The sequence below is a fragment of the Cupriavidus basilensis genome, from assembly GCF_000832305.1.
GTDB lineage: Bacteria > Pseudomonadota > Gammaproteobacteria > Burkholderiales > Burkholderiaceae > Cupriavidus > Cupriavidus basilensis_F.
Genome location: NZ_CP010537.1, coordinates 1801828 through 1827110, shown reverse-complemented (window position 1 = coordinate 1827110; position 25283 = coordinate 1801828). Strand labels below are relative to the sequence as shown.

The window sequence follows — 25283 nt, the reverse complement described above, 5'->3', positions numbered from 1 at the left end:
TATAAAGTAACATTCAAAGCTGGCTCCGAGGCGACATCGCGCCTCGGGGACGGCTCCCCCACCATCGACCCGCCAACCATGTCCGCGCCCTTCGACATCCTGACCCGCATCGCCGAGCGTGGCCCCACGCTGCGCCTGGCCGAGCAGAAGGTCGCCCAGGTGATCCTGCAGGACCTGGCGGGCGCCGCCGCCACCAGCATCAACGAGCTGGCGCGGCAGGCCGGGGTGAGCGAAGCCAGCGTGACCCGTTTCGCCAAGGCCATCGGCTGCCGCGACGTGCGCGACCTCAAGCTGCGCCTGGCGCAAGCCACGGCCGTGGGGCAGCGCTTCCTGCAGGCGGAAGTCGCCCGCGCGGCGGAGCCGTCCCCTGCCACGCTGGCCGACAGCATTCATGCGGATATCCTGGACTCTCTTGAGGTCAATCGCAAGCTGATCGATCCCGACCATATGGAGCGTGCGGCGCGCCTGTTGCTGCAGGCGCGCATGGTCTACGCTTTTGGCATGGGTGGCGGCTCGTCCTTCATGGCCGACGAAGCGCGTTACCGGCTGGCCCGCCTGGGCCGTCCCGTGGCCAGCTACCAGGACGCGCTGCTGCAGAAGATGGTGGCAGCCACCTTGCACAAGGACGATGTCGTGCTTGCGTTCTCCGCCACGGGCAACGTGCCCGAGATGCTGGCCAGTTGCGATATCGCCCGCGAATACGGCGCGAAACTGGTGGCCGTGACCGCGCTGGGCTCACCGCTGGCGGCGCGCGCGGACGTGCTGCTGCCGGTGCGCACGCTGGAAACGGATTTCATTTTCAAGCCCTCGGCCTCGCGCTACGCGATGCTGTTGGTCATGGACGTGCTGGCCACCCAGCTCGCCCTGCTGCAGCAAGACCAGAGCCAGGACAACCTGCGCCGGCTCAAGTACGTGCTCGACGCGCACCGCGGCACTGGCGCCACCGATAGCCGCCAGCCGCTCGGAGACTGACCATGCCTGAACTGTTCGATACCCTCATCCGCGGCGTCACCCTGCTCGACGGCTCCGGCGCCGAGGCGCGCGCGGCCGACGTGGCGCTGCGCGCCGGGCGCATCGCGCGCATCGCCATGCTGGAGGATGGCGCCGATGCCATCGACCCCGGCAGTGCCGCGCATGTGGTGCAAGGCGCGGGCCTGGTGCTGGCGCCGGGCTTCATCGACGTGCACACGCACGACGACACCAACGTGGTTCGCCAGCCCGAGATGACCCCCAAGCTATCGCAAGGCGTCACCACGGTGATCGTCGGCAACTGCGGCATCAGCGCGGCGCCTGTCACGCTGCGCGGCGAGCCCCCCGACCCAATGAACCTGCTGGGCACCAGCGATGCCTTTTGCTACCCGGACTTCGCCGCCTATGCTGCGGCCGTGCAGGCAGCCCGGCCCGCCGTGAACGTGGCCGCGCTGGTCGGCCATACGGCGCTGCGCAGCAACCACATGGACCGGCTGGACCGCACCGCCACCCCGGCCGAGATCGCAGCGATGCGCGCACAGTTGCAAGAAGCGCTCGACCATGGCGCCATTGGCCTGTCCACCGGCCTGGCCTATGCCAACGCCTTTGCCGCCACCACGGACGAAGTGCTGGCGCTGGCCGAGCCGCTGGCGCACGCGGGCGCGCTCTATGCCACTCACCTGCGCAGCGAGTTCGCCGACATCCTGGAGGCGATGGATGAGGCCTTCCGCATCGGGCGCCATGCGCGCGTGCCGGTGGTGATCTCGCATATGAAGTGTGCTGGCCTGGAGAACTGGGGGCGCAGCGGGGAAGTGCTGGATGCGCTGGAGCGCGCGCAACGCTGGCAGCCGGTGGGCTGCGATTGCTATCCCTACACCGCCAGCTCGTCCACGCTCGACCTCAAGCAGGTCACCAGCGATTTCGACATCATGGTGACGTGGTCCGAGCCGCACCCCGACATGGGCGGGCGCTTGCTGGCCGATATCGCCGCCGAGTGGGACCTTGGGCTCGAAGACGCCGCGCGCCGGCTGCAGCCCGCCGGCGCGGTCTATCACTGCATGGAAGACGCGGACGTGGACCGCATCCTGAGCCATCCCGCCACGGTGGTGGGATCCGATGGCCTGCCCAACGATCCGCTCCCGCACCCGCGCCTGTGGGGCGCCTTTCCGCGCGTGCTCGGCCACTACGCCCGTGACCGCGAACTGTTCCCGCTGACGGTCGCGATCAACAAGATGACGGGGCTGTCGGCCGAGCGCTTCGGCCTGGCCGGGCGCGGCCTGGTGCGCGAAGGCTATTGGGCCGACCTGGTCCTGTTCGACGCCGCCACCATCCGCGACGCGGCGAGCTTCACCGATCCCATGCAGCCCGCCGAGGGCATCGCTTGCGTGTGGGTCAACGGCGAGCTGTCGTGGCAACAGCGCAAGCCTACCGGCGCGCGGGCCGGCCGCTTCCTCGCGCGCACAAAGCCTGCCGGGGCCAGCGCGGCGCCGGCACAGTAACCATCTAATCCCCCATTTGCAATCTGCTTCAGGAGTCCCCATGGATATCAAACGATTTGGCGTCGAAGGCGGCGCCGGCACCGGCGGCCAGCACATGCCGTTTTCCCGTGCCGTGCAAGCCGACGGCTGGCTCTACGTGTCCGGCCAGGTGCCGATGGTGGCCGGCGAGGTGATCGACGGCGGCATCGTTGCGCAGACCCACCAGGCCATCAAGAACGTGCTGGCCATCCTGGCCGAAGCCGGCTATGGCACCGAGCACATCGTGCGCTGCGGCGTGTGGCTGGACGACGCGCGCGACTTCGCGTCGTTCAACAAGATCTTCAAGGAGTACTTCGGCGCCAACCCGCCCGCGCGTGCCTGCGTGCAGTCGAGCATGGTGGTGGACTGCAAGGTCGAAGTGGATTGCATCGCCTACAAGAAGCCGGCGGCCTGATCCCGGGCCAGCCAGCCACGAAAACCTGAACCGGCCGCCGCCAGCGCGGCCCTTTTCATAGCGGACGCGAGGGAGCCCCGCCGGAGTCCCGGTGGACCTCGCACAAAGGAGACGACATGGGCGCCGTAACCGGAACCACCCTTTTGCTTTACGCGTTGATCGCGGTGATCGCACTGGTCGTGCTGATCGCGAAATTCAAGCTCAATCCCTTTATTACCCTGGTAGTCGTCTCGGTCCTGCTCGGCTTTGCCGTGGGCATGCCGATGGGCGACATCGTCAAATCGTTCGAGGCCGGCGTAGGCGGCACGCTCGGCCACATCGCGCTGGTGGTGGGCCTGGGCACCATGCTCGGCAAGATGATGGCGGAGTCCGGCGGCGCCGAGCGCATCGCGCGCACGCTGATCGACGCCTTCGGCGAGAAGAACGTGCACTGGGCCATGGTGACCATCGCCTTTATCGTCGGCTTGCCCGTGTTCTTCGAAGTGGGCTTCGTGCTGCTGGTGCCAATCGCCTTCAACGTGGCCAAGCGTACCGGCACCTCCATGGTGCTGGTGGGCATCCCGATGGTGGCCGGCCTTTCGGTGGTGCACGGCCTGATCCCCCCGCACCCCGCCGCGCTGCTGGCGGTGACCGCCTACAAGGCGGATATCGGCAAGACCATCCTGTACGCGCTGATCGTGGGCATTCCCACGGCAGCTATCGCTGGCCCGCTGTTCGCCAAGCTGATGACGCGCTACGTGACGCTGCCAGATGTGAATCCGCTGGCCGCGCAGTTCACCGAGGAAGACGAAGGCGTCAAGGCCTCGCACGAGCTGCCGGGCTTCGGCATCACGCTGTTTACCATCCTGCTGCCCGTGATCCTGATGCTGATCGGCAGCTGGGCCGACCTCATCACCACGCCCAAGACCTTTGCCAACGACTTCCTCAAGCTGATCGGCAACTCGGTGATCGCGCTGCTGATCGCCGCGCTGGTGAGCTTCTACACCTTCGGCAAGCGCCGCGGCTTCACCCGGGAAAACATCCTCAGGTTCACCAACGAGTGCGTGGCGCCCACCGCCATCATCACGCTGGTGGTCGGCGCGGGCGGCGGCTTTGGCCGCGTGCTGCGCGATTCGGGCATCTCCAACGCCATCGTCGACGTGGCCACCGGCGCGCATGTGTCGGTGCTGCTGCTGGGCTGGCTGGTCGCCGTGCTGATCCGGATCGCCACCGGCTCCGCCACCGTGGCCATGACCACGGCTGCCGGCATTGTCGCGCCGATCGCCGCCAGCGTGCCCGGCACGCGGCCCGAGCTGCTGGTGCTGACCACCGGCGCCGGCTCGCTGATCCTGTCGCACGTGAACGACGGCGGCTTCTGGCTGGTCAAGGAGTACTTCAACATGACCGTGGCCCAGACCTTCAAGACCTGGTCGGTGTGCGAAACGCTCATTTCGGTGATCGCGCTGCTTCTGACCCTGGCGCTTGCCACGGTAGTCTGAGCGTCCGAACAGGATCAGGCCGGAGGCCCGCAAGGCGCCCGCCGAAAAGGAGGAGACACATGCGTGTGCCCCTCCTTTTTTAGGCCGTCCACAATGTGCTATCGTGTGCACTGCAGCAAATCATCGGCACCCCGCGTTTTTTCCTGCCGCTGCCAGAGACCGGGCATCATCCGTCGCGCCGACAAGGCGTCACAAATCTTTCATACTGGGAAGCAGGCCCGGGTTTCCCCCTAGCGCTAGAATCGAGCCCCAACCGGAGGAAAAGAACCATGCCTAAAAAACTCAGGAAGACCGAGGACGCTGTCCCGGCCACCACGACCGCGCCGGGCCTGATCGCCCTGCTCGACCACATCGCCAATGCCACTGCGCAAGGCCAGCTCGATCCCGAATTTGCCCGCAAGCTGGGCAAGCGCGTGCGCAAGGAAGCCGACGCACGGATTGAAGACCAGGCGTACTCGAACGCCCACGGCACGCAGATCAGGGCCGCGCTTGCCACGCTGGAAGAAGCCGTATCGGATAGCGAAGGCGGGCTGCTGGGCAAAGCCGTCAAGCGCCTGCGCGATGCCGACAAGCGCGCCGCGGAATCCAACGTCACCAAGTAGAACTGCCTCAGAAACGCATCGTCGCCGAAAGCAGCAGCGTGCGCGGCTCGGCCTGCGCCAGCCCGCCATAGGCATCAACCGCCGCCCAGTCATGCTTGTCAAAGACATTGCGGACATTGAGGCGGAAGGTGGTCTGCCTGCGCGCCACGGTAGTCCGGTAGCGCGCACCGATGTCGACGCGGGTCCAGTGCGGGATACTTTGCATATTGGCCTGGTCGACATATTGCCGTCCCGTGTAGGCCAGCCCACCGGCCAGGGTGAGGCCGGGCACGAAACCGGCATCCCATTCGGCGCCCAGGTTGGCTTGCAGCGTCGGCACGCCAACAGCGGCCTTGCCGGCCGACTCGGGGTTACCGCTGCGGGCAATCCTGGCATCGAGCACGGTGGCGCTGGCCAGCAGCCGCACTCCGGCCACCACTTCCCCATATAGCCCGAACTCCAGCCCGCGATTGCGCTGCTCGCCGTCCGCCGCGAACCGCGCGCCGGACATCTGGCCGCTTGCCTTCGATATCTGGAATGCGCTGACGGTCGCCACTATCCCGCCCTGCTCGACCTTCACGCCGAACTCAAGCTGCCTTGACCTGTAAGGCGCAAATACCTCGCCGGCATTGCTGGCGCTGCCAGGGGCGGTGTCGCCCTTGCTCAACCCTTCGGCGCGGTTGGCATACAGCGTGACGTGTTGCCAGGGCTTCACCACCAGGCCAAGCATTGGCGTCCAGGCGCCCTGGCCGTAGTGCGAAGCGATGGCGCCGCCGGTGCTGAAATTGTCTGACATGACCTGCTGATGGCGCAGCCCCAGCGTCAGTTGCACGCGCTTGTCCAGCATCGATAGCGTATCGGCCAGGGCCGCGCCGGCCAGCCGCGTCTGGGAGACCTTCGGCACGCCGGCGGGCGCCGCGATGTACTGCGCCGGCAGCGACACGGGCTGGTAGAGGTTGGTCAGCGAGGTGGTCGTGGCGTTGTTGAAGCCGCGTTCCAACTGGTCCCGGTAGTCGCTCACGAGCATGCTCAGGTGATGGCTCACCGCCCCGGTGTTGAAGCGGGCGCGCAAGCCCGTGTCCACGGTGGTGCGGGCTACGTTGAACTTGTAGTTCGAGTCCAGCACGGCAACATCGCCGGCCTCGTTGATGATGGTGGGCGTGATGGCAAAGAGCCTGGCCACCCGGGTACGGCCGCCGCCGCCGGCGATGAACCAGGTGAGCTTGTCGCCGATGTCGTATTCCGCCCGCATCAGCAGCGACTGGTCGCGGATGCTGGAGTTTTCCCAGGGTTGCGAGACATTGCGCCGCCCATTGGGCGCATCGGGCACGTTGATGCCGGAAACGATATGCAAGAGGCGCGATGGCGCGGTGATCTTCTCCTGCTGGTCGATGAAATCCAGCGTCGCTCGCAGGCGTTCGCCCTGGTAGTCCAGTGCCAGCGCGCCAGCACCGGCGCGGCGCGACTGGTTGTCCAGGTTGGTGTCGCCCGCCCGATAGTTGCCATTGACGCGAATGCCGAACTGCCGCTGCGCGCCAAACCGCCGGCTTACGTCAAGGTTGCCGCCCAGCTGCGATGAGGCGGCATAGTCGGCTGTGACCTGGGTCAGGTCGGGACCGGTCGCCCGCTTGGGCACGATATTGATGCCACCGCCGACACTGCCGCTGGGCGCCATGCCGGTCAGCATGGCGGTGGGGCCCTTGATCAGCTCGATGCGTTCGATGTAGCCGGTCGATACCCGGTAGTTGGAGGCCACGCCGTACATGCCGTCGAAGGCGATCTCGCCGAAGTTGCCATTGCCAACGGGAAAGCCGCGGATCGTGAAGGCGTCCAGGATGCCGCCAGGCTGGCTGACGTAGCGCACGGACGCATCAACGGCCACCATATCGCCCACCGTGCGCGCCTGCTGGTCCTCGATCGCCTTGGCGGTGTAGCTGGTGATGCTGAACGGCGCGTCCATGATGTCGATGTTGCCCAGCAGCCCAAGCCTGGCGCCGCGCGCGATCTGCTCGCCGGCAAGCGCCGGGGGCAGGTCGCTCGCAACCGCTGCCGCGCCGAAGATCGTGACCGTGGGCAGCAACGGCGCTGCCTGGGTGCCGGAGACCGCCGGCGCCTTGCGCAATGAGAACCCGCCTCCCGGCATTTCCACCGCTTCCAGCCCGCTGCCCGCCAACAGCGCCCGCAGCCCGTCCGGCACGGTATGGATGCCATTCAGTCCTGGACTTTGGGCGCTGCCGAGCAGCGCGGCATCATAGGAAAGATCGATGCCGCCGACGCTGGCAAAACGATTGAGGACCGCGTAAAGCGGGCCAGGCGCGATGGCGAACATCCGCGCCTGGCCCGTGCTCGCGATCGGGCTTACCAGATGGCTCACCACCTGGCTTACCGCCGGGCTCGCCTGCGCGAGCACCGCATCCGGCGCCACGCCCAGACCGAGCGCAAGACAAGCGAAGGCGCTGCAAAGCGCGAGGCGTCGTGCGGCCAATGCTTAGAAATCCACGCTCATGGAAGCCATGAAGGTCCGCGGCGCGCCGAGCGAGATCGTGCCGTAGGATGCCACCCCGGACCAGTACTTCCGGTTGAATGCATTGAACAAACCCGCCCGGAACGTCGTGGACTTGCCGTACATCGACGTCTTGTAGCGCGCGCCGAGATCGACGGTTGTCCACGATGGCACCTGCTGCGTGTTCGCCTGGTTGACGTACTCGCTGCCCGTGTAGTTGACCGCGCTGGTCAGCGTCAGGCCCGGAACCCACGGCAGGTCCCACTCGCCGCCAAGGTTGGCCATGACGACAGGCACGCCCACGGGGCGGTTGCCAAGGGTGGCTGCGCTGTTGGTCCTGGTCAGCTCGCCGTCAAGCAGGGTCAGCCCGCCAAGCAGGCGCACACCCTTGTAGGCCTGCCCCGACACGGTCAGCTCCAGCCCCTGGTTGCGTTGCTCGCTGTCGATGGCATAGACCGTCCCATACAACTGGCCGCTGGGCTTGGTCATGCGGAACGCCGCCAGGGTCGCCATCACCTTGCCCGAATCGAACTTGATGCCCACCTCCTGCTGCTTGGTCTTGTACGGCGCAAAGACCTGCCCCGCATTCGACGCGGTCGCCGGCGCGATGTCTCCCTTGCTCAGCCCCTCCACGTAGTTGGCATAGAGCGAGATGTTGTGCCAGGGCTTGAAGACGATGCCGGCCAGCGGCGTGACAGCGCTTTCGTCGTATGAAGCGGTCTTCGCGCCGGTGGCAGCATAGTTGCTCGACCTGACCTGTTGGTAGCGCAGGCCAAGGGAGAGCTGCAGGCGGTCGTCCAGCACGCTCAAGGTATCGGCCAGAGACAGGCCCGACAGCGTGGAGCCGGACACCTTCGGCACGTTTTGCGGGGCGGCAATGTTCTGCGCCGCGCGGTCGGCCGGGGCGTAAATATTGGATGTGACCGGCGTGCCTGACACGTTGGCGCTGGCGAAACGGTCCATGTACAGATTGGCCTGCAGCGCCAGCGCGTGCTTGACCGGCCCGGTCTCGAACTTGCTCCTGACGCCGGTATCGAAGCTCGAGCGGTTGACCTGGAACTTCCAGTTCTGCACGGCCGACGAGGTCGCGCCGGCCGAATTCAGGATGGCTGGCGTCTGGTCGGACAAGCGCGCCACGTCCGAGCGGGTACCGCCGGCATCGGCAAACACCGTCAGGTTGTCGGTGAGGTCATATTCCGCGTGCAGCAGCGTCGACACATCGTTGGACTTCCACCAGCCCCAGGGCTGGCTGACATTGCGCCTGCCGTCCGGCGCCGGCGGTACCTGCACGCCGGCTGCGATCAGGAAGGGACGCGTGGGAGCATCGACCCACTGGTATTGCTCGATCAGGTCGAGCGAGGCCCGCAGGCGCTCGCCGCGGTAGTCGAGCGACAGCGCGGCCACCTCGGCGCGCGACTTCTGGCTGTCGAGCGCCGTCGGCCCCTGCCGGTGCAGGCCGTTGAAGCGAATGCCCCACTCGCGGTCCTCGCCAAAACGGCGGCTCAGGTCCACCGCGCCGCCCACCTGCGCGTCAGACGCATAGTCGAGCGTGAATCGCGTCAGGTCCGTCGCCAGCGCACGCTTGGGCACGACATTGACCACGCCGCCGACACCGCTGTTCGGCGACATGCCGTACAGCAAGGCGGCCGGCCCCTTCAGCACTTCGACCCGCTCCAGGTACTCGGTAAACAGATGGTAATTCGGCGACACGCCGTACACGCCATCGAACGCGATCTCCGACAGGTTGCCCTCATTGATCGGGAAGCCACGGATATAGAATGAATCGGTCACGCCGCCAACCTGGCCCGTGAAGCGCGTGGACGGATCGCTGTTCAGTACTTCGGCCAGCGTGGTGGCCTGTTGGTCCTCCAGGCGCTGCGCGGTGTAGTTGGTGATGGCGAACGGCGTGTCCATGATGCTCTTGTTGCCCAGCAACCCCAGGCGGCCTGCGCGCGCCACCTGGCCGCCCGCGTAGGGTTGTGGCAGTTCTCCCGGCGCCTCGGCGCCGGCGGTGACGGTTACCGCCGGCAGGGTCGGCGCGGCGTGCGCGGGGGCCGCCTGCGATTGTGCGCTCACGGCAAGCGGCGCGACGGTTGCGCCCATGGCAAGGCAGACCATGGCGTGGTGCACGGCAAGCGCAAACGGCTTGGGTCGGGGTGGGCGCCCAGCGGCGATGACAGTGGCATAACGAGTTGCAGACATGATTCCCTTCTCCGGCAGCGTTTAATTTGAGTTCCTACGCTGTAGGCCGGTCGAGAATCGAAATCCCCTCAATTTTCCTGAAATATTTTCTCGGACACGCCTGGCATGGGGTCAATGCCCTCCCGCCGGGCCAACCGAAACCCAGAAGCGCGTGCGATAGGCCACGGCGATCGGCTGCGCCTGCATCAGGAAGCGCAGCACCCGATCCGTGTCGCGCACGTGGTAGGCGCCCGAGATACGCAAATCGGCCACGCGCGGATCGCAGGCAATGTGGCCGGTGCGGTAACGCGACAGTTCGGCCAGCACGTCCGCCAGCCGCATGTCCTTGCCCGCGATGACGCCATCGGCCCAGCCGTCCGCCTCGAACGGCTGCGCCGTCGCCGGCATGCTGCCGGCCTTGGCGAGCCACCAGGTCGTCCCCGTACGCGCTACGTGGGTCGCCCCGCCTGCGGCCGGGTGCAACTCCACGGCGCCCTCCTGCACGGTAACGCGGGCGCGTTCGTCCTCGATCCGCACCACAAAGCGCGTGCCCAACGCACGCAGGCTGCCGAACGGCGTCTGCACCCAGAACGGCCGCACCGCTGCGCTGCCGGCCGCGAAGCCATCGTCGTGTCCCGTGGTCACCAGGATCTCCCCGCGCCGCAGCGTGACCAAGCGGCGCTCAGCGCCCAGCACGGTATTGATGGCGGTATCGGTGTTGAGCACGATGGTGCTTCCGTCGGCCAGACGCATGGTGCGCTGCTCGCCGGTGGCCGTGCTCGCGTCGGCGACCAGGCCCTGCCATGGCGCCAGTTCGCGCACGCTTGCCGCCGTGACCACCGAGATGCCGGCCAGCGCCAACACCTTGAGCGCCTGCCTGCGCTTAAGCCCGCCCACGCCACGCCGGGCATCGGCAGCTTGCAGGGTAAGCAACGCCAGTGCCGGCGGCATGCCGGAGAAGTCAGTGCGCAGTGCCTGCACGCGTTGCCAGGCGAGCGCGTGCAGCGGGTTGGCGTCGCGCCATTGGGCGAATGCCTTGCGCGTGGTGGCGCTGGCCTCACCGAAGTCGAGCTTGACCATCCAGTGGATGGCCTGGTCGACGATGCGCGCGGGGATCGGGATCGGGGTTTCGGGCCCAGGCGTAGCCGTTGGGTCGCCTGGCCTGGCGGAATCGCTCACGGGCATCAACCACCGAAACGCAAGCTGTAGCAATGGCGCAGCGCCGCCGCGACATAGCGCTCGGCGGTAGCCAGCGACACGCCGAGGCGCTCCGCGATCTGCCGGCAGGTCAGCCCTTCGAGCTGGGCCCACAGGAATGCCTTGCGCACCTGCGGCTTCAGCGCATCCAGGATGCGGTCGATGGCGATCAGGGTTTCCAGGAAAAGCAGCCGGCTCTCGGGCGACGGCGCCTGCGGCGCGGGCAGTTGCGCCAGCGTCTCCAGCCAGGCCAGTTCCAGCTCCCGGCGGCGCCAGTGCTCGATGACAAGGCCGCGCGCGATCGTGCTCAGGTAGGTGCGCGGTTCCCTGATGTCGCACGGCTCGCGATGGAGCAAGCGGAGAAACACATCCTGCGCCAGGTCGGCGGCGTCAAACGCATTGCCAAGCTGATGCCGCAGCCATCCCTGCAGCCAGCGATGGTGATCGCTGTAGAGGGCATGGACATGCTGCTGTAACGCGGATTCGGCGGCGGCCATCGCTTCCCTTGCGTAGTGAAGTGTCTGGCACGGCCAAACTTAAATGCGAATGGTTCGCATTATATGGCACGGAAAATAATTAGTGCAACCAACAGCACAGCCAGGCGTGCATATTGCAACGCAGCATCTGACGTAGAATCGACGCGATGGCCCGGCAAAGCCATCTAGTCCCGCCATACCCGCCATTCTTTGATACTTAACGTGCTTTTATCTGCTCACGCCAGCCTGCAGGTGCTGCTACCCGACGCCAGTTGACCTGCCCATGGACCTGCTCTTTTCCTTAGACCCGTTGCGCCGTCTGGTCACCACTTCGCTGCTGGTGGCCGCCTCGGCGCCCAACCCGCAGACACAGACCGCCCCGGAAGCATTCCCACAGCGGACCGTGCACCTGGTGGTCCCTTTCACGGCGGGCGGCACCACCGACATCATTGCCCGTGTCATCGCCGATAAGTTGCGTACCCGACTGGGCCAGCCCGTGGTAGTCGAGAACCGGCCGGGTGCCTCCACGATGATCGCGGCGGAGCAGGTCGCCAAGGCGCCCGCCGACGGATACACGCTGCTTCTCGCCAGTTCCACCACGTTCAGCATGCTCCCCGCGCTGCGCACCGGCCTGCCCATCCCGGCGCAAGGCGCCTGGGCGCCGATCGGCATCATCGCGCAGGCGCCAGTAATGCTCACCACCCGCGCGGACTCCGGCATCAAGTCGTTCGCAGACATGCTGGCGCGTGCAAGCGCCCAACCGGGAACGATCACCTACGGCACCACCGGCCCGGGCACCGCGCAATCCATTGTGGGCGCCATGATCGAGGCCGACCTGCACGCGGACATCACGCCCGTGTCATATCGTGGCAGCACGCAGATCCTCGCCGACGTCATTGGCGGGCAGATCGACCTGAGCCTCGACCCCATCGCCGTTGCACAGCCTTACCTCGAGTCCGGCAAGTTGCGTCCGCTGGCGATCAGTGCCGGGGCGCGCTCCCCGCAGTATCCGGGCGTGCCAACCTTTGCCGAACTCGGCATCGCCATGCCCGGCAACGCGTTCTGGTTCGGCATTGCCGCGCCGCGCGCCACGCCGCAAGCGGTGGTGGAGCGGCTGGAAAAGGAATTGCAGGGGGTGCTTCTGGACCCTTCCGTGGAGGCAGTCTTCCAGCGGCAGTCGATCTGGGTCATGCGCGGCAATGCGGAGGATTTCCGCCGGCGCGTGCAGGGCGAGATACCGCAATATCGCCGGCTCGCAAAGGACGGCAGGGTGAAGCTCGAATAGCACAAGCCCCGGGTACCTGTTACCGGGTACCCGGGGCTTGCATGGCGGCTCGCCTTTCCCAAGGCGTGGCCGCCGCCGCCGGCCGCCCTGCGTGACAGGGCGGCCAGGCTTGCATCGATTAGGCCTTGACGGCTGCCAGCGCGGCGTTCAGCGTCTTGCTGGGGCGCATCACGATGTCCAGCTTGGCAAAGTCGGGCTTGTAGTAGCCGCCGATATCGGCTTGCTTGCCTTGCACGGCCGACAGCTCGCCAACGATGACCTGCTCGTTGTCGGTCAGTTGCTTGGCCAGCGGCGCGAACTGCGCTGCCAGGGCAGCATCGTCGGTCTGTGCCGCCAGTTCCTGGGCCCAGTACATGGCCAGGTAGAACTGGCTGCCGCGGTTGTCCAGCTGGCCAGTCTTGGGCGACGGGTTCTTGTTGTTGTCCAGCAGCTTGCCAGTGGCGGCGTCCAGCGTCTTGGCCAGAACCTTGGCCTTTTCGTTGCTGGTCTTGATGCCGAGTTCTTCCAGCGACACCGCCAGCGCCAGGAATTCACCCAGCGAATCCCAGCGCAGGTGGTTTTCTTCCACCAGTTGCTTGACGTGCTTCGGCGCCGAGCCGCCCGCGCCGGTTTCATACATGCCGCCGCCGGCCATCAGCGGAACGATGGAGAGCATCTTGGCGCTGGTGCCCAGTTCCATGATCGGGAACAGGTCGGTGAGGTAATCGCGCAGGATGTTGCCGGTCACCGAGATGGTGTCCAGGCCGCGGATGACGCGTTCCAGCGTGTAACGCATGGCGCGCACTTGCGACATGATCTGGATGTCCAGGCCGGTGGTGTCGTGATCCTTCAGGTAGGTCTCGACCTTCTTGATCATCTCGGCTTCGTGCGGGCGGTACGGGTCCAGCCAGAAAATGGCGGGCATGCCGGAGTTGCGCGCGCGCGTGACAGCCAGCTTGACCCAGTCGCGGATCGGGGCGTCCTTGACCTGGCACATGCGCCAGATGTCGCCCTCTTCCACGTTCTGCACCAGCAGCACTTCGCCGGTGGCGATGTCAACGATGCGGGCTTCGCCGGCCTCGGGCACTTCAAAGGTCTTGTCGTGCGAGCCGTATTCCTCTGCTTGCTGCGCCATCAGGCCGACGTTGGGCACGGTGCCCATGGTGACCGGGTCGAAGTTGCCGTTGGTCTTGCAGAAGTTGATGATTTCCTGGTAAATGCGGGCAAACGTGCTCTCCGGGATCACGGCCTTGGTGTCCTTCGGACGGCCGTCTGCGCCCCACATCTTGCCGCCGATGCGGATCATGGCCGGCATCGAGGCGTCCACGATCACGTCATTGGGCGCGTGCAGGTTGGAGATGCCCTTGGCCGAATCCACCATCGCCAGCTCGGGACGGTGCTCGTGGCAAGCGTGCATGTCGCGGATGATCTCTTCGCGCTTGGAGCTCGGCAGGCTTTCCAGCTTGTCGTACAGGTTGACCAGGCCGTTGTTGACATTCACGCCCAGTTCGTCGAACAGCTTGCCGTGCTTCTCGAAGGCTTCCTTGTAGAAAATCTTCACGGCGTGGCCGAACACGATGGGGTGCGAGACCTTCATCATGGTGGCCTTCACGTGCAGCGACAGCATCACGCCGGTCTTGCGCGCGTCTTCCATCTGTTCTTCATAGAAGTCGCACAGCGCCTTCTTGCTCATGAACATGCTGTCGATGATCTCGCCGTCCAGCAGCGACACCTTCGGCTTGAGCACGATGGTCTTGCCGCTCTTGGTGACCAGCTCCATCTTGACGTCGCGGGCGCGGTCCAGGGTCATGGACTTTTCGCCGTGATAGAAGTCGCCGTGCTTCATGTGCGCCACGTGGGTGCGCGAAGCCATGCTCCACTCACCCATGCTGTGCGGGTTCTTGCGTGCGTAGTTCTTGACGGCTGCCGGCGCGCGGCGGTCCGAGTTGCCTTCGCGCAGGACCGGGTTCACGGCGCTGCCCAGGCACTTCGAATAGCGTTGGCGGATGGCCTTCTCGGCATCGGTCTTCGGGTCTTCCGGGAAATCCGGAACCTTGTAGCCCTTGGCCTGCAGTTCCTTGATCGCGCTGACCAGCTGGTGCACGGAGGCGCTGATGTTGGGCAGCTTGATGATGTTGGTGTCCGGCTGCAGGGTCAGCCGGCCCAGCTCGGCCAGGTTGTCGGGCACGCGTTGTGCCTCGGTCAGGAATTCGGGGAATTCACCCAGGATACGACCCGCCACCGAGATGTCGCTGGTCGTCACGTTGATGCCGGCCGGGGCGGTGAAGGTGCGGATGATGGGCAAAAAGGCACTGGTCGCCAGCAGCGGAGCTTCGTCGGTCAGCGTGTAGATGATGGTGGGTTGCTGGGTACTCATTGCTTATCTCAGGATCAAGAAATAGGTTGGAGAACGCCACCGGCTGGGTCACAGCCCGGCAGGAATGCCCGAATTTTGCCTGAATTTTCTCCAGGGGGGTCTGAACCACACGGGGTTTTTGCTTCGCAATCGCAAAATGCAAGTTTTGCGTGGGGGCAAGGCTCGCGGCGCGTGGCGCATGCGGGGGCGCACGGCGCGCCAGCAATTGCCCCCTCGCTGCGCCCATCTGGCGGGCCAACGGGCTTATCTGCGCCCAAAGCCAGCTAACAGGCACAAAACCGCTGCGCTAGTCCCAAAAACTGCGGAACGCGGCGGCAGCGATCACGGGGACCGTCAGCACCAGCGGAATGGCAAAGTACGGAACTTCGAGATCTACGCGCCACTTGTAGATGAGCCAGGCGATGCCGGCCGCAAGCGTAACCAGGCCTACGAGCGCCGCGAGAACGTTCAGTACCTTGTCGGACGGGCGCCTGCGCGTGCGTTCTTTGGTGGAAAGCGCTTTCATCCCAGCTCCAATGCAGATCGTGACGGGCATTTGCTCTACTTTGCTCTATTAAAGGCTACTCCGGCGCCCTGCGTAAGGGCGAGTCATGGCGGGCATGCTTGGGGGATATTGGTGAGAGTCCTGCCACTTCGTGGGCCGCATTGGCCGGATCATGGGCGCCTTAGGGCAAAATACCGCCTTGAGCGGCCCGGCCGGGCCCGAAGAACAAGATGCTGACGGGCGAGCCCGCCACTGCGCGCACCACGCCGTTGCCTGCCGGCAAGCGCCTGCGCTGCGGCAGGGCCGGCCCAGTACAGCATCGCCAGGGGACAGCTCGTCCTTCAACAGAGCACATCTGGAGCCATTGATGACCGACTCGAACATGTCTTTCCTGGGCAGGATTTCTCTTGCCATGGGCACGTTTTTCAACATCCTGGGCGACCGCGAGCTTGCCGCGGGCGTGCGGCGCCTGCGTGACGGCACGGGGCCCGGCGCAAGTCCAGCGCCCGCCGCACCGGTCCCTGCAGCGGTCCCTGCACCGGCCCCCGCCCCCGTGGCCGCGGCACCGGCCCCGAGCGCGCTGAAGGAAGCGAGCCCGGAGGCCGCTCTCCAGCTGCTGGGCCTGCTCCAGCGCGACGCGCGCTTCATCGATTTTGTCGAGGAAGACATCGCCGGCTATTCCGACACGGAAATCGGTGCCGCCGCCCGGCTGGTGCATGACGGCTGCCGCGCCGTGCTGCGCGAACATTTCACCATCCGGCCGGTGCGCGAGGAAGCCGAGGGCAGCCGCGTCACGGTGCCCGACGGGTTCGATGCCACCGCCATCCGGCTGACCGGCAACGTGGTCGGCAGCGCGCCGTTCAACGGCAACATCAGCCACCGTGGCTGGCGCGTGGCGCAAGTCCGCCTGCCCCGGCTGGCCGAGCGCCATGACGCCACCGTGATCGCCCCGGCCGAGGTCGAGCTATGAGCGACCCGCGCTACTCGATCGGCATCGACCTGGGCACGACGCATTGCGCCCTCTCCTACGTCGACCTCGCCACCAGTGACGGTGAGAAGACCACCCAGGGCGTCCTGCCCATCACGCAGCTCACCGCACCAGGCGCTATTGAAGATTGCGACCTGCTGCCGTCGTTCTTGTACCTGCCGCATCCGAGCGAGCTGGCTCCGGGCGACCTGGCCTTGCCGTGGAACGCCACGCGAGACTTCGCCGTGGGCGAGCTGGCGCGCAGCCGTGGCGCGGCCACGCCGATCCGGCTGGTATCGAGCGCGAAGAGCTGGCTGTGCCACCCCGGGGTAGACCGCCGCGCGGCGATCCTGCCGAACGACGCGCCGGCGGAAGTGCCGCGCGTGTCGCCGCTCGAGACTTCCGTACGCTATCTCTCGCACCTGCGCGAAGCGTGGGACCACGCGCATCCCGACGCCCCGTTCGGTGAGCAGGACATCACCGTCACCATTCCCGCGTCGTTCGATCCGGCCGCGCGGGAACTGACGGCAGAAGCCGCCGAATCCGCTGGCTATGCCCGCATGACCCTGCTGGAGGAGCCTCAGGCCGCGCTCTATAGCTGGATTCAGAAGAGCGGCGGCCAGTGGCGCAAGCAGGTCAAGGTGGGCGACATCATCCTGGTCGTCGACGTGGGTGGCGGCACCACCGATCTCTCGCTGATCGCCGTGATCGAGCGCGAGGGCAACCTGGAGCTGCACCGCGTCGCCGTCGGCGAGCACATCCTGCTGGGCGGCGACAACATGGACCTGGCGCTGGCCCACGTGGTGGCGCGCAAGCTCGCGGCCCAAGGCACGCAGGCCGACCCATGGCAACTTCGCGCGCTCACCTATGCCTGCCGCAGCGCCAAGGAAACCCTGCTCAGCGACCCGGCCACGGACGCGGTGCCGCTGGTCGTGCCAAGCCGCGGCTCCAAGCTCATCGGCGGCTCGATCCGCACCGAGCTGACCCGCGCCGAGCTCACCCAGATCATCCTGGAAGGCTTTTTCCCCCAGGTGGATGGCTCTGCCCGCCCGGTCAGCCGGGCACGCGCGGGGCTGACGCAACTGGGCCTGCCATACGCGCAGGACCCGGCCATCACGCGACATCTGGCGGCGTTCCTGGGCCGCCAGGTGGCAGCGCTGGCCGAGATGGAAGGCCTGGCCGGCGCGCCGGCGCCGGGTGCGACCTTCCTGCATCCCACGGCGGTGCTGTTCAACGGCGGCGTGTTCAAGTCCGCCCTGCTGGTCGAGCGCATCCTGCAGACGCTCAACGGCTGGCTCGCCGCGGAAGGCGCAGCGCCCGCGCGCCTGCTGGGTGGCGCCGACCTGGACCTGGCTGTCGCGCGTGGCGCCGCGTACTACGGCTACGTGCGCCGCGGCAAGGGCGTGCGCATTCGCGGCGGTACCGCGCGAGCCTACTACATTGCGGTGGAGTCGGCGATGCCCGCCATCCCGGGCTTCGAGCCGCCCATCCAGGCGCTGTGCGTGGCGCCCTTCGGCATGGAAGAAGGCACCGAGGCGCCGTTGCCGGAGCAGGAATTCGGGCTCGTGGTCGGCGAGCCCGTGCACTTCCGCTTCTTCGGCTCGTCGGTGCGCCGCCAGGACCAGGTAGGCACCCTGCTCGACTTCTGGGGGCCCGAAGACCTGCAAGAGCTCGACGAAATCCAGGCCACGCTGCCGCCCGAAGGCCGCACGCCTGGTGAAGTCGTGCCGGTGAAGCTGCATGCCCGCATCACGGAGGCCGGCACGCTGGAACTGGAAGCCGTGCCCCGTGGCACGGGCGAGCGCTGGAAGGTCGAGTTCGACGTGCGCGGCAGCGCGAATGCCTGAGTGCCATGCATGAAGCGGTATAGCGTCGGCATTGACCTGGGCACGAGCAACACGGTCGTCGCCTATGGCGAGGCAGGGTCGGAGGACATCCGCGTCTTCGACATCGATCAACTGGTGAGCCTGGGCGAGGTGGCCACGCGGCCACTCCTGCCGTCCGTGCGGTACCACGCGGCGCCGGGGGAGTTGAATGCCAGCGATCTGCAGTTGCCGTGGCAAGTTGCCAGTGGGGCCGAAGGGGCCGAGGGGACGGACGGGGCCGCATCGGGCCAGGTCGTGGTGGGCCGCCTGGCGCGCACGCTGGGCGCACAAGTGCCCGGCAGGCTGGTCGCCAGCGCCAAAAGCTGGCTGTCGCATGCGTCGGTCGACCGCGTCGCGCCGATCCTGCCGTGGGGCGCCGCCGACGAAGTCGGCAAGGTGTCGCCGGTGGCGGCCAGCGCCAGCTACCTGGCGCACGTGCGCGCGGCATGGAACCACCGTTTTCCCGATGCCCGGCTCGAGGAGCAGGATGTGGTGCTCACCGTGCCCGCCTCGTTCGATGAGGGCGCGCGCGCCCTCACGCTGGAAGCCGCGCGCATGGCCGGACTGCCCGCGCTGCGCATGCTGGAGGAGCCCCAGGCGGCGTTCTACGACTGGGTGTTCCATCATCGCGAAACGCTAGCGGCCGACCTGGCGCAAACGCGGCTGGTGCTGATCTGCGATGTTGGCGGCGGCACCACCGACCTGACGCTGATCAAGGTGGAGGTGCAGGACGGCCAGCCACAATTGACCCGGATCGGGGTTGGCAATCACCTGATGCTCGGCGGCGACAACATGGATCTCGCCCTCGCGCATCTGGTCGAGTCGCGCATCGCCACGGCACACTCGCGCTTGTCGGCGGGCAGCCTGTCGCAGTTGGTCGAGCGATGCCGTGCCGCCAAGGAGCAACTGCTCAGCGCGCAAGCGCCGGACGCGGTCACGATCACGCTGCTCGGTTCGGGCTCCCGGCTGATCGGCGGCGCGCGCTCGGTCGAAGTCACCCGGCAGGAGATCGAGCAGATCATTGTCGAGGGGTTTTTCCCAGCCGTTTCGGCCGGCGAAAGGCCGGGGCGCTCACGGGGCGGCATCGTCGAATTTGGCCTGCCCTATGCGGCCGACCCGGCGATCACCCGGCACGTTGCGGCCTTCCTCGGCCAGCACGCAGCCCAGTCGCGCATCGCGAACGCACAGGATGCAGCAGAAGCGCCAGACGACGCGCCACCGATGCCCGACACCTTGCTGCTCAACGGCGGCGTGTTCCGCGCCGAGGCGCTGACGGGGCGTCTGTCGAGCACGCTTGGCGCCTGGCGCCGAGCGCCCTTGCATGTGCTGCACAACGACAACCCCGACGTGGCGGTCGCCCGTGGCGCGGTGGCGTTCGCGCTGGCCCGCGCCGGGCATGCGCCGCGCATCGGCGGGGGCTCGCCGCGCAGCTATTTCCTCGTGCTGGACAACGGTGATGCCGCGCAGGCAGAGCGCGGCATTTGCCTGTTGCCGCGCGGCACCGAAGACGGCCAGGAGATCCATCTCAAGGATCGCACCTTCTCCCTGCGCCTCGGGCATCCGGTGCGCTTCCACCTGGTCTCCTCCGTCGCCGACACGCCCTATCAGCCAGGCGAACTGGCCGACCTCGCCAGCGGCGATTTCGTCCGCCTGCCGCCGATCGCCACCGTGGTGCAACCGCGCGGCGCCAGCGACGCGCGGGAGACGCTGGTGCAACTCACCACATCGCTCACCGAAGTCGGCACGCTGGAAGTGCACTGCAGCGAGATCGCCAATCCTGCGCAGCGCTGGCTGCTCGAGTTCCAGCTGCGCGGTGATGCCTCAGCGGCAGACACGGCGACCCACGCGCCGCACCCCTGCCTGGCCCAGGCCGTCGAATGTATCGACCGCACCTTTGGCGCCCGCTCGCAAGACGTTGGCCCCAAGGAAGTCAAGCGGCTGCGCGCGCAACTGGAGCAACTGCTGGGCGCGCGCGACCAATGGGACAGCGCGCTGCTGCGCGCCCTGTTCGGCACGTTGTGGGAACGCGCGCGCCGCCGCCGCCGCACGGCAGACCATGAACGCCTCTGGCTCAACCTCGCCGGCTATTGCATGCGGCCTGGGTTCGGCTACCCGCTGGACGAGTGGCGCGCCGGGCAGCTCTGGTCGTTGTTCGAGCAGGGCATCCAGTATGTCAATGAGAGCCAGATCTGGTCGGAATGGTGGACGCTGTGGCGCCGCACCGCTGGCGGCCTGGACGAAGGCGCGCAGTTGCGCTTGCTGGACGACATCGCCTTCTACCTGCAGCCCCCCGGCACGGCGCGCTACAAGCGCCCCGCCGGCGCCGCCAAATCAGGCTACGCCGACATGGTGCGGCTTGCGGGATCGCTGGAACGCGTGCCCGTCGAGCGCAAGATCGAAGTCGCCGAGTGGCTGCTCGCGCGGCTAAAGAAGCCCTCGGAGAACCCTCAAAGCTGGTGGGCCGTGGGCCGCATCGGCGCGCGCCGGCCGTTCTACGGCAGCGCGCACAGCGTCGTGCCACCGGAGGTGGGCTCGCGATGGCTGGAGGCGATTCTTGCGCTCGACTGGAAGAAGGTCGAGCCGGGCGCGTTCGCCGCCGTGCAGATCGCCCGCATGACGGGGGACCGGTCACGGGATCTGCCGCTGGAGATCCGCATGCGCGTGGTCAGCCGGCTCGAGGCCGCCAACGCGCCACGTAGCTGGATCGACATGGTGCGCGCAACGGTGGAACTCGATGAGGCCGATGAAGGACGAGTCTTTGGCGAGTCGCTGCCAGCGGGGTTGACGCTGATCGTGGCCTGAGTGCGGTCGCGGCGGGCCGGCATGGCCTAGCCGACCTCCGCGAATCTTCGCAGCGACGCGAGATCCAGGATCTCGACGGACCCGCGCGTGCGCTGCACCAGGCCCTGCGCCTCGAAATCCCTGAGAATCTGGTTCACTGTTTGCCGGGAAACCGACAGCATCAAGCCGAGTTGCTCCTGCTGCACGTTGATCACCCGCTTGCTCAGGCCATGGCGCTCGCCATAGCCGCCCGCGATGGCCAGCAAGCGGCGCGCCAGCCTGACCGGCACAGGCATCAGCACCGACGAGCCAATCGCTTCGAACGCCAGCCTGAGCTTTGGGGCCATCAGCAGGCCCACCGCTTTCCAGTGCACCGGATTTTCGTCGAGAAACCGCACCGCATCCTGCTGGCCGATATGCAGCAGCACCACGTCGGTCTCGATCCAGGCATCGTGGGCGCGCGGCAAGGCGTCAAACAAGGCAACCTCGCCGAACCATTGCGGCGTTTCCGCAAAAGCCAGCAGTGCCTCCTTGCCATCGGCGGAGGAACTGGTCATGCGGATGGCGCCAGCCACCACAAAGTACAGGCCATCCGCCGGGTCCCCGTACGCGAACAGGCGCTGGCCCGCAGCTAGTGACCTGACCTTGGCGTGCGCCACGATCCACCGTTGAAAATCAGCGGCAAGACCGGCGAACCATGCGCTGGATCGCAGGGCGGCGAGGTAGTCCTCGGGGGTGGATGATTTTGACACTGCGCCAATCGTAGTCTTATGTCAGGAAGGCGACATTGTAGTCGGCCATTCCCTGCAAAGATCGCTCATTGCAATCAGGGACCTGGATGAAAACCCTGGAAACCCTGAAGACCCGAAGCACCGGCGACTTCGCCATCCCGGCAGCAATCCCGGCAACAACCCCGACAAGAGGAACGAGGCAATGGACATAGCGACCTCCCCCGCTCTCTATAAGCGTGACTTTCCAGCCGCATTCCGTGCGATCCGCAAGCTGCTGGCAAACGGAGACGACACCACGCAAGTGTTTCTCATCATGCGCGCCCTTAACGGACCGTCCACGCCGAAGAACTACGCGCGGCTCCTGAGGACCACGAGCGGGCGGCGGCTGGCTTATCTTCGCGTCGAACTGACGGAGCGCTTCTCCGACCCGGCGTTCATCGCCAGCTTCGCGCCCGGCACGCTCGGGGCTGCCTACCGCTCGTTCCTGGAAGAAACGGGCTACAGCGCGACAGGGCTGGCCAAGATTTCAAACCTCGACCGCGAGCCGCTGGTGGAAGACCCCTATGCCTGGTTAGGCAGGCGCACCCGCGATATCCATGACATCTGGCATGTGCTGACCGGCTACAAGGCCGACGAGAACCTGGGCGAAGCAGCGCTGGTGGCGTTCAGCTACGCACAGACCGGCGGCCTCGGCTGGGCATTCATCGCCGCTGCTACCGCCTTGCAGAGCCTGCGCAAGACCGGCAACACCGCGTACCTGCGCGCCGTTGTCGAGGGGTATCGGCATGGACGCAAGGCGAAGTGGCTGATGGCCGAGGACTACGAGACGCTGCTGCATGAGCCGCTCGAGGCAGCGCGCGCGCGGCTGGGCATCCTCGAACCCGTGCTGTACCAGGCGGCCAGCAAGGCCGCGCAATGCCAGCCACAGGGCGCGGCTTAGCAATCGCTGTCTTCCGACCAGGCTCCAGGCGCTACGCCGTGCTGGTAGCGCCCGGCCGGGTCCATGAAGGGGACGTGGAGCGGCCCCGGCGTGATGGCAGGCGTTTGGCAGGCGCCACCGGGAATGCTATGCTCCCCATGCGCTTGCTGCCGTCGGCAGCAAGCGTCATTCAACGAAAACAAGACTCCATAATCCATGGCTACCAAAGCAAATGCTGTCGTAAAGACCACCGCCAAGCCTGCCGCCAAGAAGGCGGCGCCGGCAAAGAAGGCGGCTCCGGCAAAGAAGGTCGCAGCGGCCGCGCCGGCGGTGAAACCCCTGAAGGACACCTTCAACAAGTCCAGCCTGGTGGCCCACCTGGTGGCCCAGACTGAACTGGATGCCAAGACGGTCAAGACCGTGCTGGTCCATCTGGAAAACACCATCCTGAGCGCGGTGCACAAGAAGGGCGCTGGCGAATTCACCCTGCCCGGCCTGTTCAAGGTCGTGGCAACCCAGGTCGCCGCCACCAAGAAGCGCTTCGGCAAGAACCCGTTCACCGGCGAAGACCAGTGGTTCGCCGCCAAGCCGGCGACCGTCAAGGTCAAGGTTCGCCCGATGAAGAAGCTGAAGGACGCCGCGCTGTAAGCTGAGCGGGCAAACAGGCCGTAGCTGGAACAAGAGGGAGCCCATGTGGCTCCCTTTTGCATTTGCAGGTCAATACCCGATATCGAGTGCATGCGATGAAGATCAGGTCCGGGTGGATCTTCGCGTGCGAGCCACGGCATGCCTGGCCGCATTTCCTTCATGCATCCGCCTGGGCACGCCATCCTCGCCAGGCAACAAGCCCCGGCACTCAAGTTCCCACCTCAATTGCCGATATTCACCATAGCCCGCAAATGCGTTCGCGACAGAACGGCGCGGCTGACAATAGAGCGAATCCGCGTCCTCCGGACCAGCATTTCGCCACCGTATTATTTCCATTCAGGCAGAAGAAAATGAAAAATCTTGGAATCGGGGTACGCCTTGGCATTGGCTTTGGCGTGGTGCTGCTGCTGTCAACGCTCATGACCGTGTTCAGCATCCTGGGGTTGCAGGACGTGGCCAGCCACACGCACGACATGATGCAGCAGCCGCTGGCCAAGGAGCGGGTCGTCAGCGACTGGTATCGCCTGATGCATACGAGCGTGCGCCGCACCACCGCTGTGGCGCGCAGTGCCGACCCGAGCCTGGGCGCGTTCTTCGCCGCCGAGACAAAGGGGTCGGTCGATGCCATCGCGGCGTTGCGCGACAAGCTCGAGCCGATGCTGTCCTCCGACGCGGAGAAGGCGGCATTCAAGACGATCCAGACCGTGCGCAAGCCGTACAACGACTCGCGCGACAAGATCACCAAGCTCAAGGAAGCCGGCCAGACCGACGAAGCCAACCAGGTGCTCGAGAGCGAGTTCGTGCCTGCCGGCAACGCCTATCTTGCCGAGATCCAGAAGCTGCTCGATATCCAGCGCGCCAGCATTGACCAGACCGCATTGGATATCAACGAGATCTACCTCAGCGCGCGCAATCGCCTGATCGCGCTTGGCGTGCTGGTGCTGGCCATCGGCGTCGCGTTCTCGGTATGGCTGACCGCCGGCATCACCGCGCCGCTGCATCGCGCCGTGGGCTTCGCACGCAAGGTGGCGTCGGGCGACCTGACCAGCCACATCCGCTCGGACAGCAAGGACGAGACCGGCCAGTTGCTGCGCGCCCTGGGCGACATGAATGGCAACATCCTGCGCATCGTGACCCAGGTGCGCACCGGCACCGAATCCATCGCGTCCGGCACGAGCCAGATCGCCGCAGGCAACACGGATCTGTCCCAGCGCACGGAAGAACAAGCGTCGTCACTGCAGGAAACAGCCTCCAGCATGGAGGAGCTGACCAGCATCGTCCGCCAGAACGCGGACAACGCCAAGCAGGCCAGCTCGCTCGCCGTCAACGCCTCCGAGATCGCGATCAAGGGCGGCGCGGTGGTTGGCCAGGTGGTCGACACCATGCAGGAGATCAACGGCGCTTCGCGCAAGGTGGCCGACATCATTGCCGTGATCGAGGGCATTGCCTTCCAGACCAACATCCTCGCCCTGAATGCCGCGGTGGAAGCCGCCCGCGCGGGTGAGCAAGGCCGGGGCTTTGCGGTGGTGGCCGGCGAGGTGCGCAGCCTGGCACAGCGCAGCGCAACCGCCGCCAAGGAGATCAAGTCGCTGATCGGCGACTCGGTCGAGCGCGTGGAAAAGGGCTCGCAACTGGTCACCAAGGCCGGCCAGACCATGGATGAGATCGTGGGCGCGGTAAAACGCGTGACCGACATCATGGGCGAGATCAGCGCCGCCTCGGCCGAGCAGAGCGCCGGCATCGAGCAGGTCAACCAGGCCGTCACCCAGATGGACACGGTGACGCAGCAGAACGCCGCACTGGTGGAGCAAGCCGCGGCCGCCGCGGGATCGCTGGAAGAGCAGGCCCAGCGCCTGAAGGAAGCCGTATCCACGTTCCGCCTCGTGGCTGCCTGAACCGCCAGACCGTCCTGATCCTCCTGCGGCGCTCC

Annotated in this window: 19 protein-coding genes; 12 read left to right on the top strand and 7 right to left on the bottom strand. The window is 66.4% G+C overall.

Annotated features, from left to right (window positions below; genetic code table 11):
- Positions 1-78 precede the first annotated feature (78 nt).
- The 5 genes from RR42_RS28850 to RR42_RS28830 all read left to right on the top strand — a co-directional run bounded on the left by RR42_RS28850 (position 79) and on the right by RR42_RS28830 (position 4981).
- Positions 79-972 (top strand): MurR/RpiR family transcriptional regulator, encoded by an 894-nt coding sequence (locus tag RR42_RS28850; protein WP_043355014.1) that lies wholly within the window; start codon positions 79-81, stop codon positions 970-972.
- 2 nt (positions 973-974) lie between these two features.
- On the top strand, positions 975-2468 hold the full coding sequence (locus tag RR42_RS28845) for an N-acyl-D-amino-acid deacylase family protein (RefSeq protein WP_043355012.1): 1494 nt from the start codon (positions 975-977) through the stop codon (positions 2466-2468).
- Between the two features lie 40 nt (positions 2469-2508).
- Complete coding sequence (locus RR42_RS28840; protein WP_006163400.1) at positions 2509-2901, top strand: RidA family protein; 393 nt, start codon at positions 2509-2511, stop codon at positions 2899-2901.
- Between the two features lie 116 nt (positions 2902-3017).
- Complete coding sequence (locus tag RR42_RS28835) at positions 3018-4379, top strand: GntP family permease (RefSeq protein WP_043355010.1); 1362 nt, start codon at positions 3018-3020, stop codon at positions 4377-4379.
- Between the two features lie 269 nt (positions 4380-4648).
- Positions 4649-4981 carry a hypothetical protein gene (locus RR42_RS28830; protein ID WP_043355008.1) on the top strand — a complete coding sequence of 111 codons (333 nt, stop codon included), beginning with the start codon at positions 4649-4651 and terminating at the stop codon, positions 4979-4981.
- A 7-nt stretch (positions 4982-4988) separates the two neighbouring features.
- Here RR42_RS28830 and RR42_RS28825 read toward each other — a convergent pair whose 3' ends face one another.
- The 4 genes from RR42_RS28825 to RR42_RS28810 all read right to left on the bottom strand — a co-directional run bounded on the left by RR42_RS28825 (position 4989) and on the right by RR42_RS28810 (position 11338).
- Complete coding sequence (locus RR42_RS28825; RefSeq protein ID WP_052495046.1) at positions 4989-7445, bottom strand: TonB-dependent receptor; 2457 nt, start codon at positions 7443-7445, stop codon at positions 4989-4991.
- A 3-nt stretch (positions 7446-7448) separates the two neighbouring features.
- A complete protein-coding gene (locus tag RR42_RS28820) occupies positions 7449-9668 on the bottom strand; it encodes a TonB-dependent receptor (RefSeq protein WP_419188921.1) in 2220 nt (739 codons plus the stop codon).
- 108 nt (positions 9669-9776) lie between these two features.
- Positions 9777-10829: a FecR domain-containing protein gene (locus tag RR42_RS28815; RefSeq protein ID WP_082055136.1), complete on the bottom strand. Its 1053-nt coding sequence runs from the start codon at positions 10827-10829 to the stop codon at positions 9777-9779.
- The gene (locus tag RR42_RS28810) at positions 10829-11338 is read right to left on the bottom strand and encodes a sigma-70 family RNA polymerase sigma factor (protein ID WP_043355006.1); all 510 of its coding nucleotides are present in this window, start codon (positions 11336-11338) and stop codon (positions 10829-10831) included. Before RR42_RS28810 ends, RR42_RS28815 begins: the two co-directional genes overlap by 1 nt.
- A gap of 262 nt (positions 11339-11600) precedes the next feature.
- Here RR42_RS28810 and RR42_RS28805 point away from each other — a divergent pair, with 262 nt between their 5' ends.
- Positions 11601-12602: a Bug family tripartite tricarboxylate transporter substrate binding protein gene (locus tag RR42_RS28805; RefSeq protein ID WP_043355004.1), complete on the top strand. Its 1002-nt coding sequence runs from the start codon at positions 11601-11603 to the stop codon at positions 12600-12602.
- 118 nt (positions 12603-12720) lie between these two features.
- Here the strand turns inward: RR42_RS28805 and RR42_RS28800 are convergent, their stop codons facing one another.
- Positions 12721-14958 carry an NADP-dependent isocitrate dehydrogenase gene (locus tag RR42_RS28800; protein ID WP_043355002.1) on the bottom strand — a complete coding sequence of 746 codons (2238 nt, stop codon included), beginning with the start codon at positions 14956-14958 and terminating at the stop codon, positions 12721-12723.
- Positions 14959-15244: 286 nt separating this feature from the next.
- Positions 15245-15463, bottom strand: coding sequence for a hypothetical protein (locus RR42_RS28795; RefSeq protein ID WP_043355000.1), 219 nt, complete (start codon positions 15461-15463; stop codon positions 15245-15247).
- Between the two features lie 346 nt (positions 15464-15809).
- Between RR42_RS28795 and RR42_RS28790 the strand changes: the two genes are divergently transcribed.
- Genes RR42_RS28790 through RR42_RS28780 form a run of 3 tightly spaced genes read left to right on the top strand, consistent with a single transcriptional unit; the run spans position 15810 to position 21076 of the window.
- Positions 15810-16412: a DUF2760 domain-containing protein gene (locus tag RR42_RS28790; protein WP_043354998.1), complete on the top strand. Its 603-nt coding sequence runs from the start codon at positions 15810-15812 to the stop codon at positions 16410-16412.
- On the top strand, positions 16409-18256 hold the full coding sequence (locus RR42_RS28785; RefSeq protein WP_043354997.1) for an Hsp70 family protein: 1848 nt from the start codon (positions 16409-16411) through the stop codon (positions 18254-18256). The genes RR42_RS28790 and RR42_RS28785 overlap by 4 nt, the downstream gene beginning before the upstream one ends.
- Positions 18257-18265: 9 nt before the next feature.
- Positions 18266-21076 carry an Hsp70 family protein gene (locus tag RR42_RS28780; RefSeq protein ID WP_043354995.1) on the top strand — a complete coding sequence of 937 codons (2811 nt, stop codon included), beginning with the start codon at positions 18266-18268 and terminating at the stop codon, positions 21074-21076.
- Positions 21077-21102: 26 nt separating this feature from the next.
- On the opposite strand, the gene RR42_RS28775 is transcribed toward RR42_RS28780, so the two are convergent.
- Positions 21103-21807 carry a Crp/Fnr family transcriptional regulator gene (locus RR42_RS28775; RefSeq protein WP_052495045.1) on the bottom strand — a complete coding sequence of 235 codons (705 nt, stop codon included), beginning with the start codon at positions 21805-21807 and terminating at the stop codon, positions 21103-21105.
- A gap of 181 nt (positions 21808-21988) precedes the next feature.
- On the opposite strand from RR42_RS28775, the gene RR42_RS28770 reads away from it, so the two are divergent.
- The 3 genes from RR42_RS28770 to RR42_RS28760 all read left to right on the top strand — a co-directional run bounded on the left by RR42_RS28770 (position 21989) and on the right by RR42_RS28760 (position 25248).
- Positions 21989-22726, top strand: a complete 738-nt coding sequence (locus tag RR42_RS28770) for a Coq4 family protein (protein ID WP_043354994.1) — start codon at positions 21989-21991, stop codon at positions 22724-22726.
- A gap of 195 nt (positions 22727-22921) precedes the next feature.
- Positions 22922-23353: an HU family DNA-binding protein gene (locus RR42_RS28765; protein WP_043354992.1), complete on the top strand. Its 432-nt coding sequence runs from the start codon at positions 22922-22924 to the stop codon at positions 23351-23353.
- A 350-nt stretch (positions 23354-23703) separates the two neighbouring features.
- Complete coding sequence (locus RR42_RS28760) at positions 23704-25248, top strand: methyl-accepting chemotaxis protein (RefSeq protein ID WP_043354989.1); 1545 nt, start codon at positions 23704-23706, stop codon at positions 25246-25248.
- Positions 25249-25283 lie beyond the last annotated feature (35 nt).

Bases quoted from the DNA above. Each gene is read 5' to 3' on its own strand.
- RR42_RS28850 (WP_043355014.1), top strand. From the start codon at position 79: ATGTCCGCGCCCTTCGACATCCTGACCCGCATCGCCGAGCGTGGCCCC.
- RR42_RS28845 (WP_043355012.1), top strand. From the start codon at position 975: ATGCCTGAACTGTTCGATACCCTCATCCGCGGCGTCACCCTGCTCGAC.
- RR42_RS28840 (WP_006163400.1), top strand. From the start codon at position 2,509: ATGGATATCAAACGATTTGGCGTCGAAGGCGGCGCCGGCACCGGCGGC.
- RR42_RS28835 (WP_043355010.1), top strand. From the start codon at position 3,018: ATGGGCGCCGTAACCGGAACCACCCTTTTGCTTTACGCGTTGATCGCG.
- RR42_RS28830 (WP_043355008.1), top strand. From the start codon at position 4,649: ATGCCTAAAAAACTCAGGAAGACCGAGGACGCTGTCCCGGCCACCACG.
- RR42_RS28815 (WP_082055136.1), bottom strand. From the start codon at position 10,829: ATGCCCGTGAGCGATTCCGCCAGGCCAGGCGACCCAACGGCTACGCCT.
- RR42_RS28810 (WP_043355006.1), bottom strand. From the start codon at position 11,338: ATGGCCGCCGCCGAATCCGCGTTACAGCAGCATGTCCATGCCCTCTAC.
- RR42_RS28805 (WP_043355004.1), top strand. From the start codon at position 11,601: ATGGACCTGCTCTTTTCCTTAGACCCGTTGCGCCGTCTGGTCACCACT.
- RR42_RS28800 (WP_043355002.1), bottom strand. From the start codon at position 14,958: ATGAGTACCCAGCAACCCACCATCATCTACACGCTGACCGACGAAGCT.
- RR42_RS28795 (WP_043355000.1), bottom strand. From the start codon at position 15,463: ATGAAAGCGCTTTCCACCAAAGAACGCACGCGCAGGCGCCCGTCCGAC.
- RR42_RS28790 (WP_043354998.1), top strand. From the start codon at position 15,810: ATGACCGACTCGAACATGTCTTTCCTGGGCAGGATTTCTCTTGCCATG.
- RR42_RS28785 (WP_043354997.1), top strand. From the start codon at position 16,409: ATGAGCGACCCGCGCTACTCGATCGGCATCGACCTGGGCACGACGCAT.
- RR42_RS28780 (WP_043354995.1), top strand. From the start codon at position 18,266: ATGAAGCGGTATAGCGTCGGCATTGACCTGGGCACGAGCAACACGGTC.
- RR42_RS28770 (WP_043354994.1), top strand. From the start codon at position 21,989: ATGGACATAGCGACCTCCCCCGCTCTCTATAAGCGTGACTTTCCAGCC.
- RR42_RS28765 (WP_043354992.1), top strand. From the start codon at position 22,922: ATGGCTACCAAAGCAAATGCTGTCGTAAAGACCACCGCCAAGCCTGCC.
- RR42_RS28760 (WP_043354989.1), top strand. From the start codon at position 23,704: ATGAAAAATCTTGGAATCGGGGTACGCCTTGGCATTGGCTTTGGCGTG.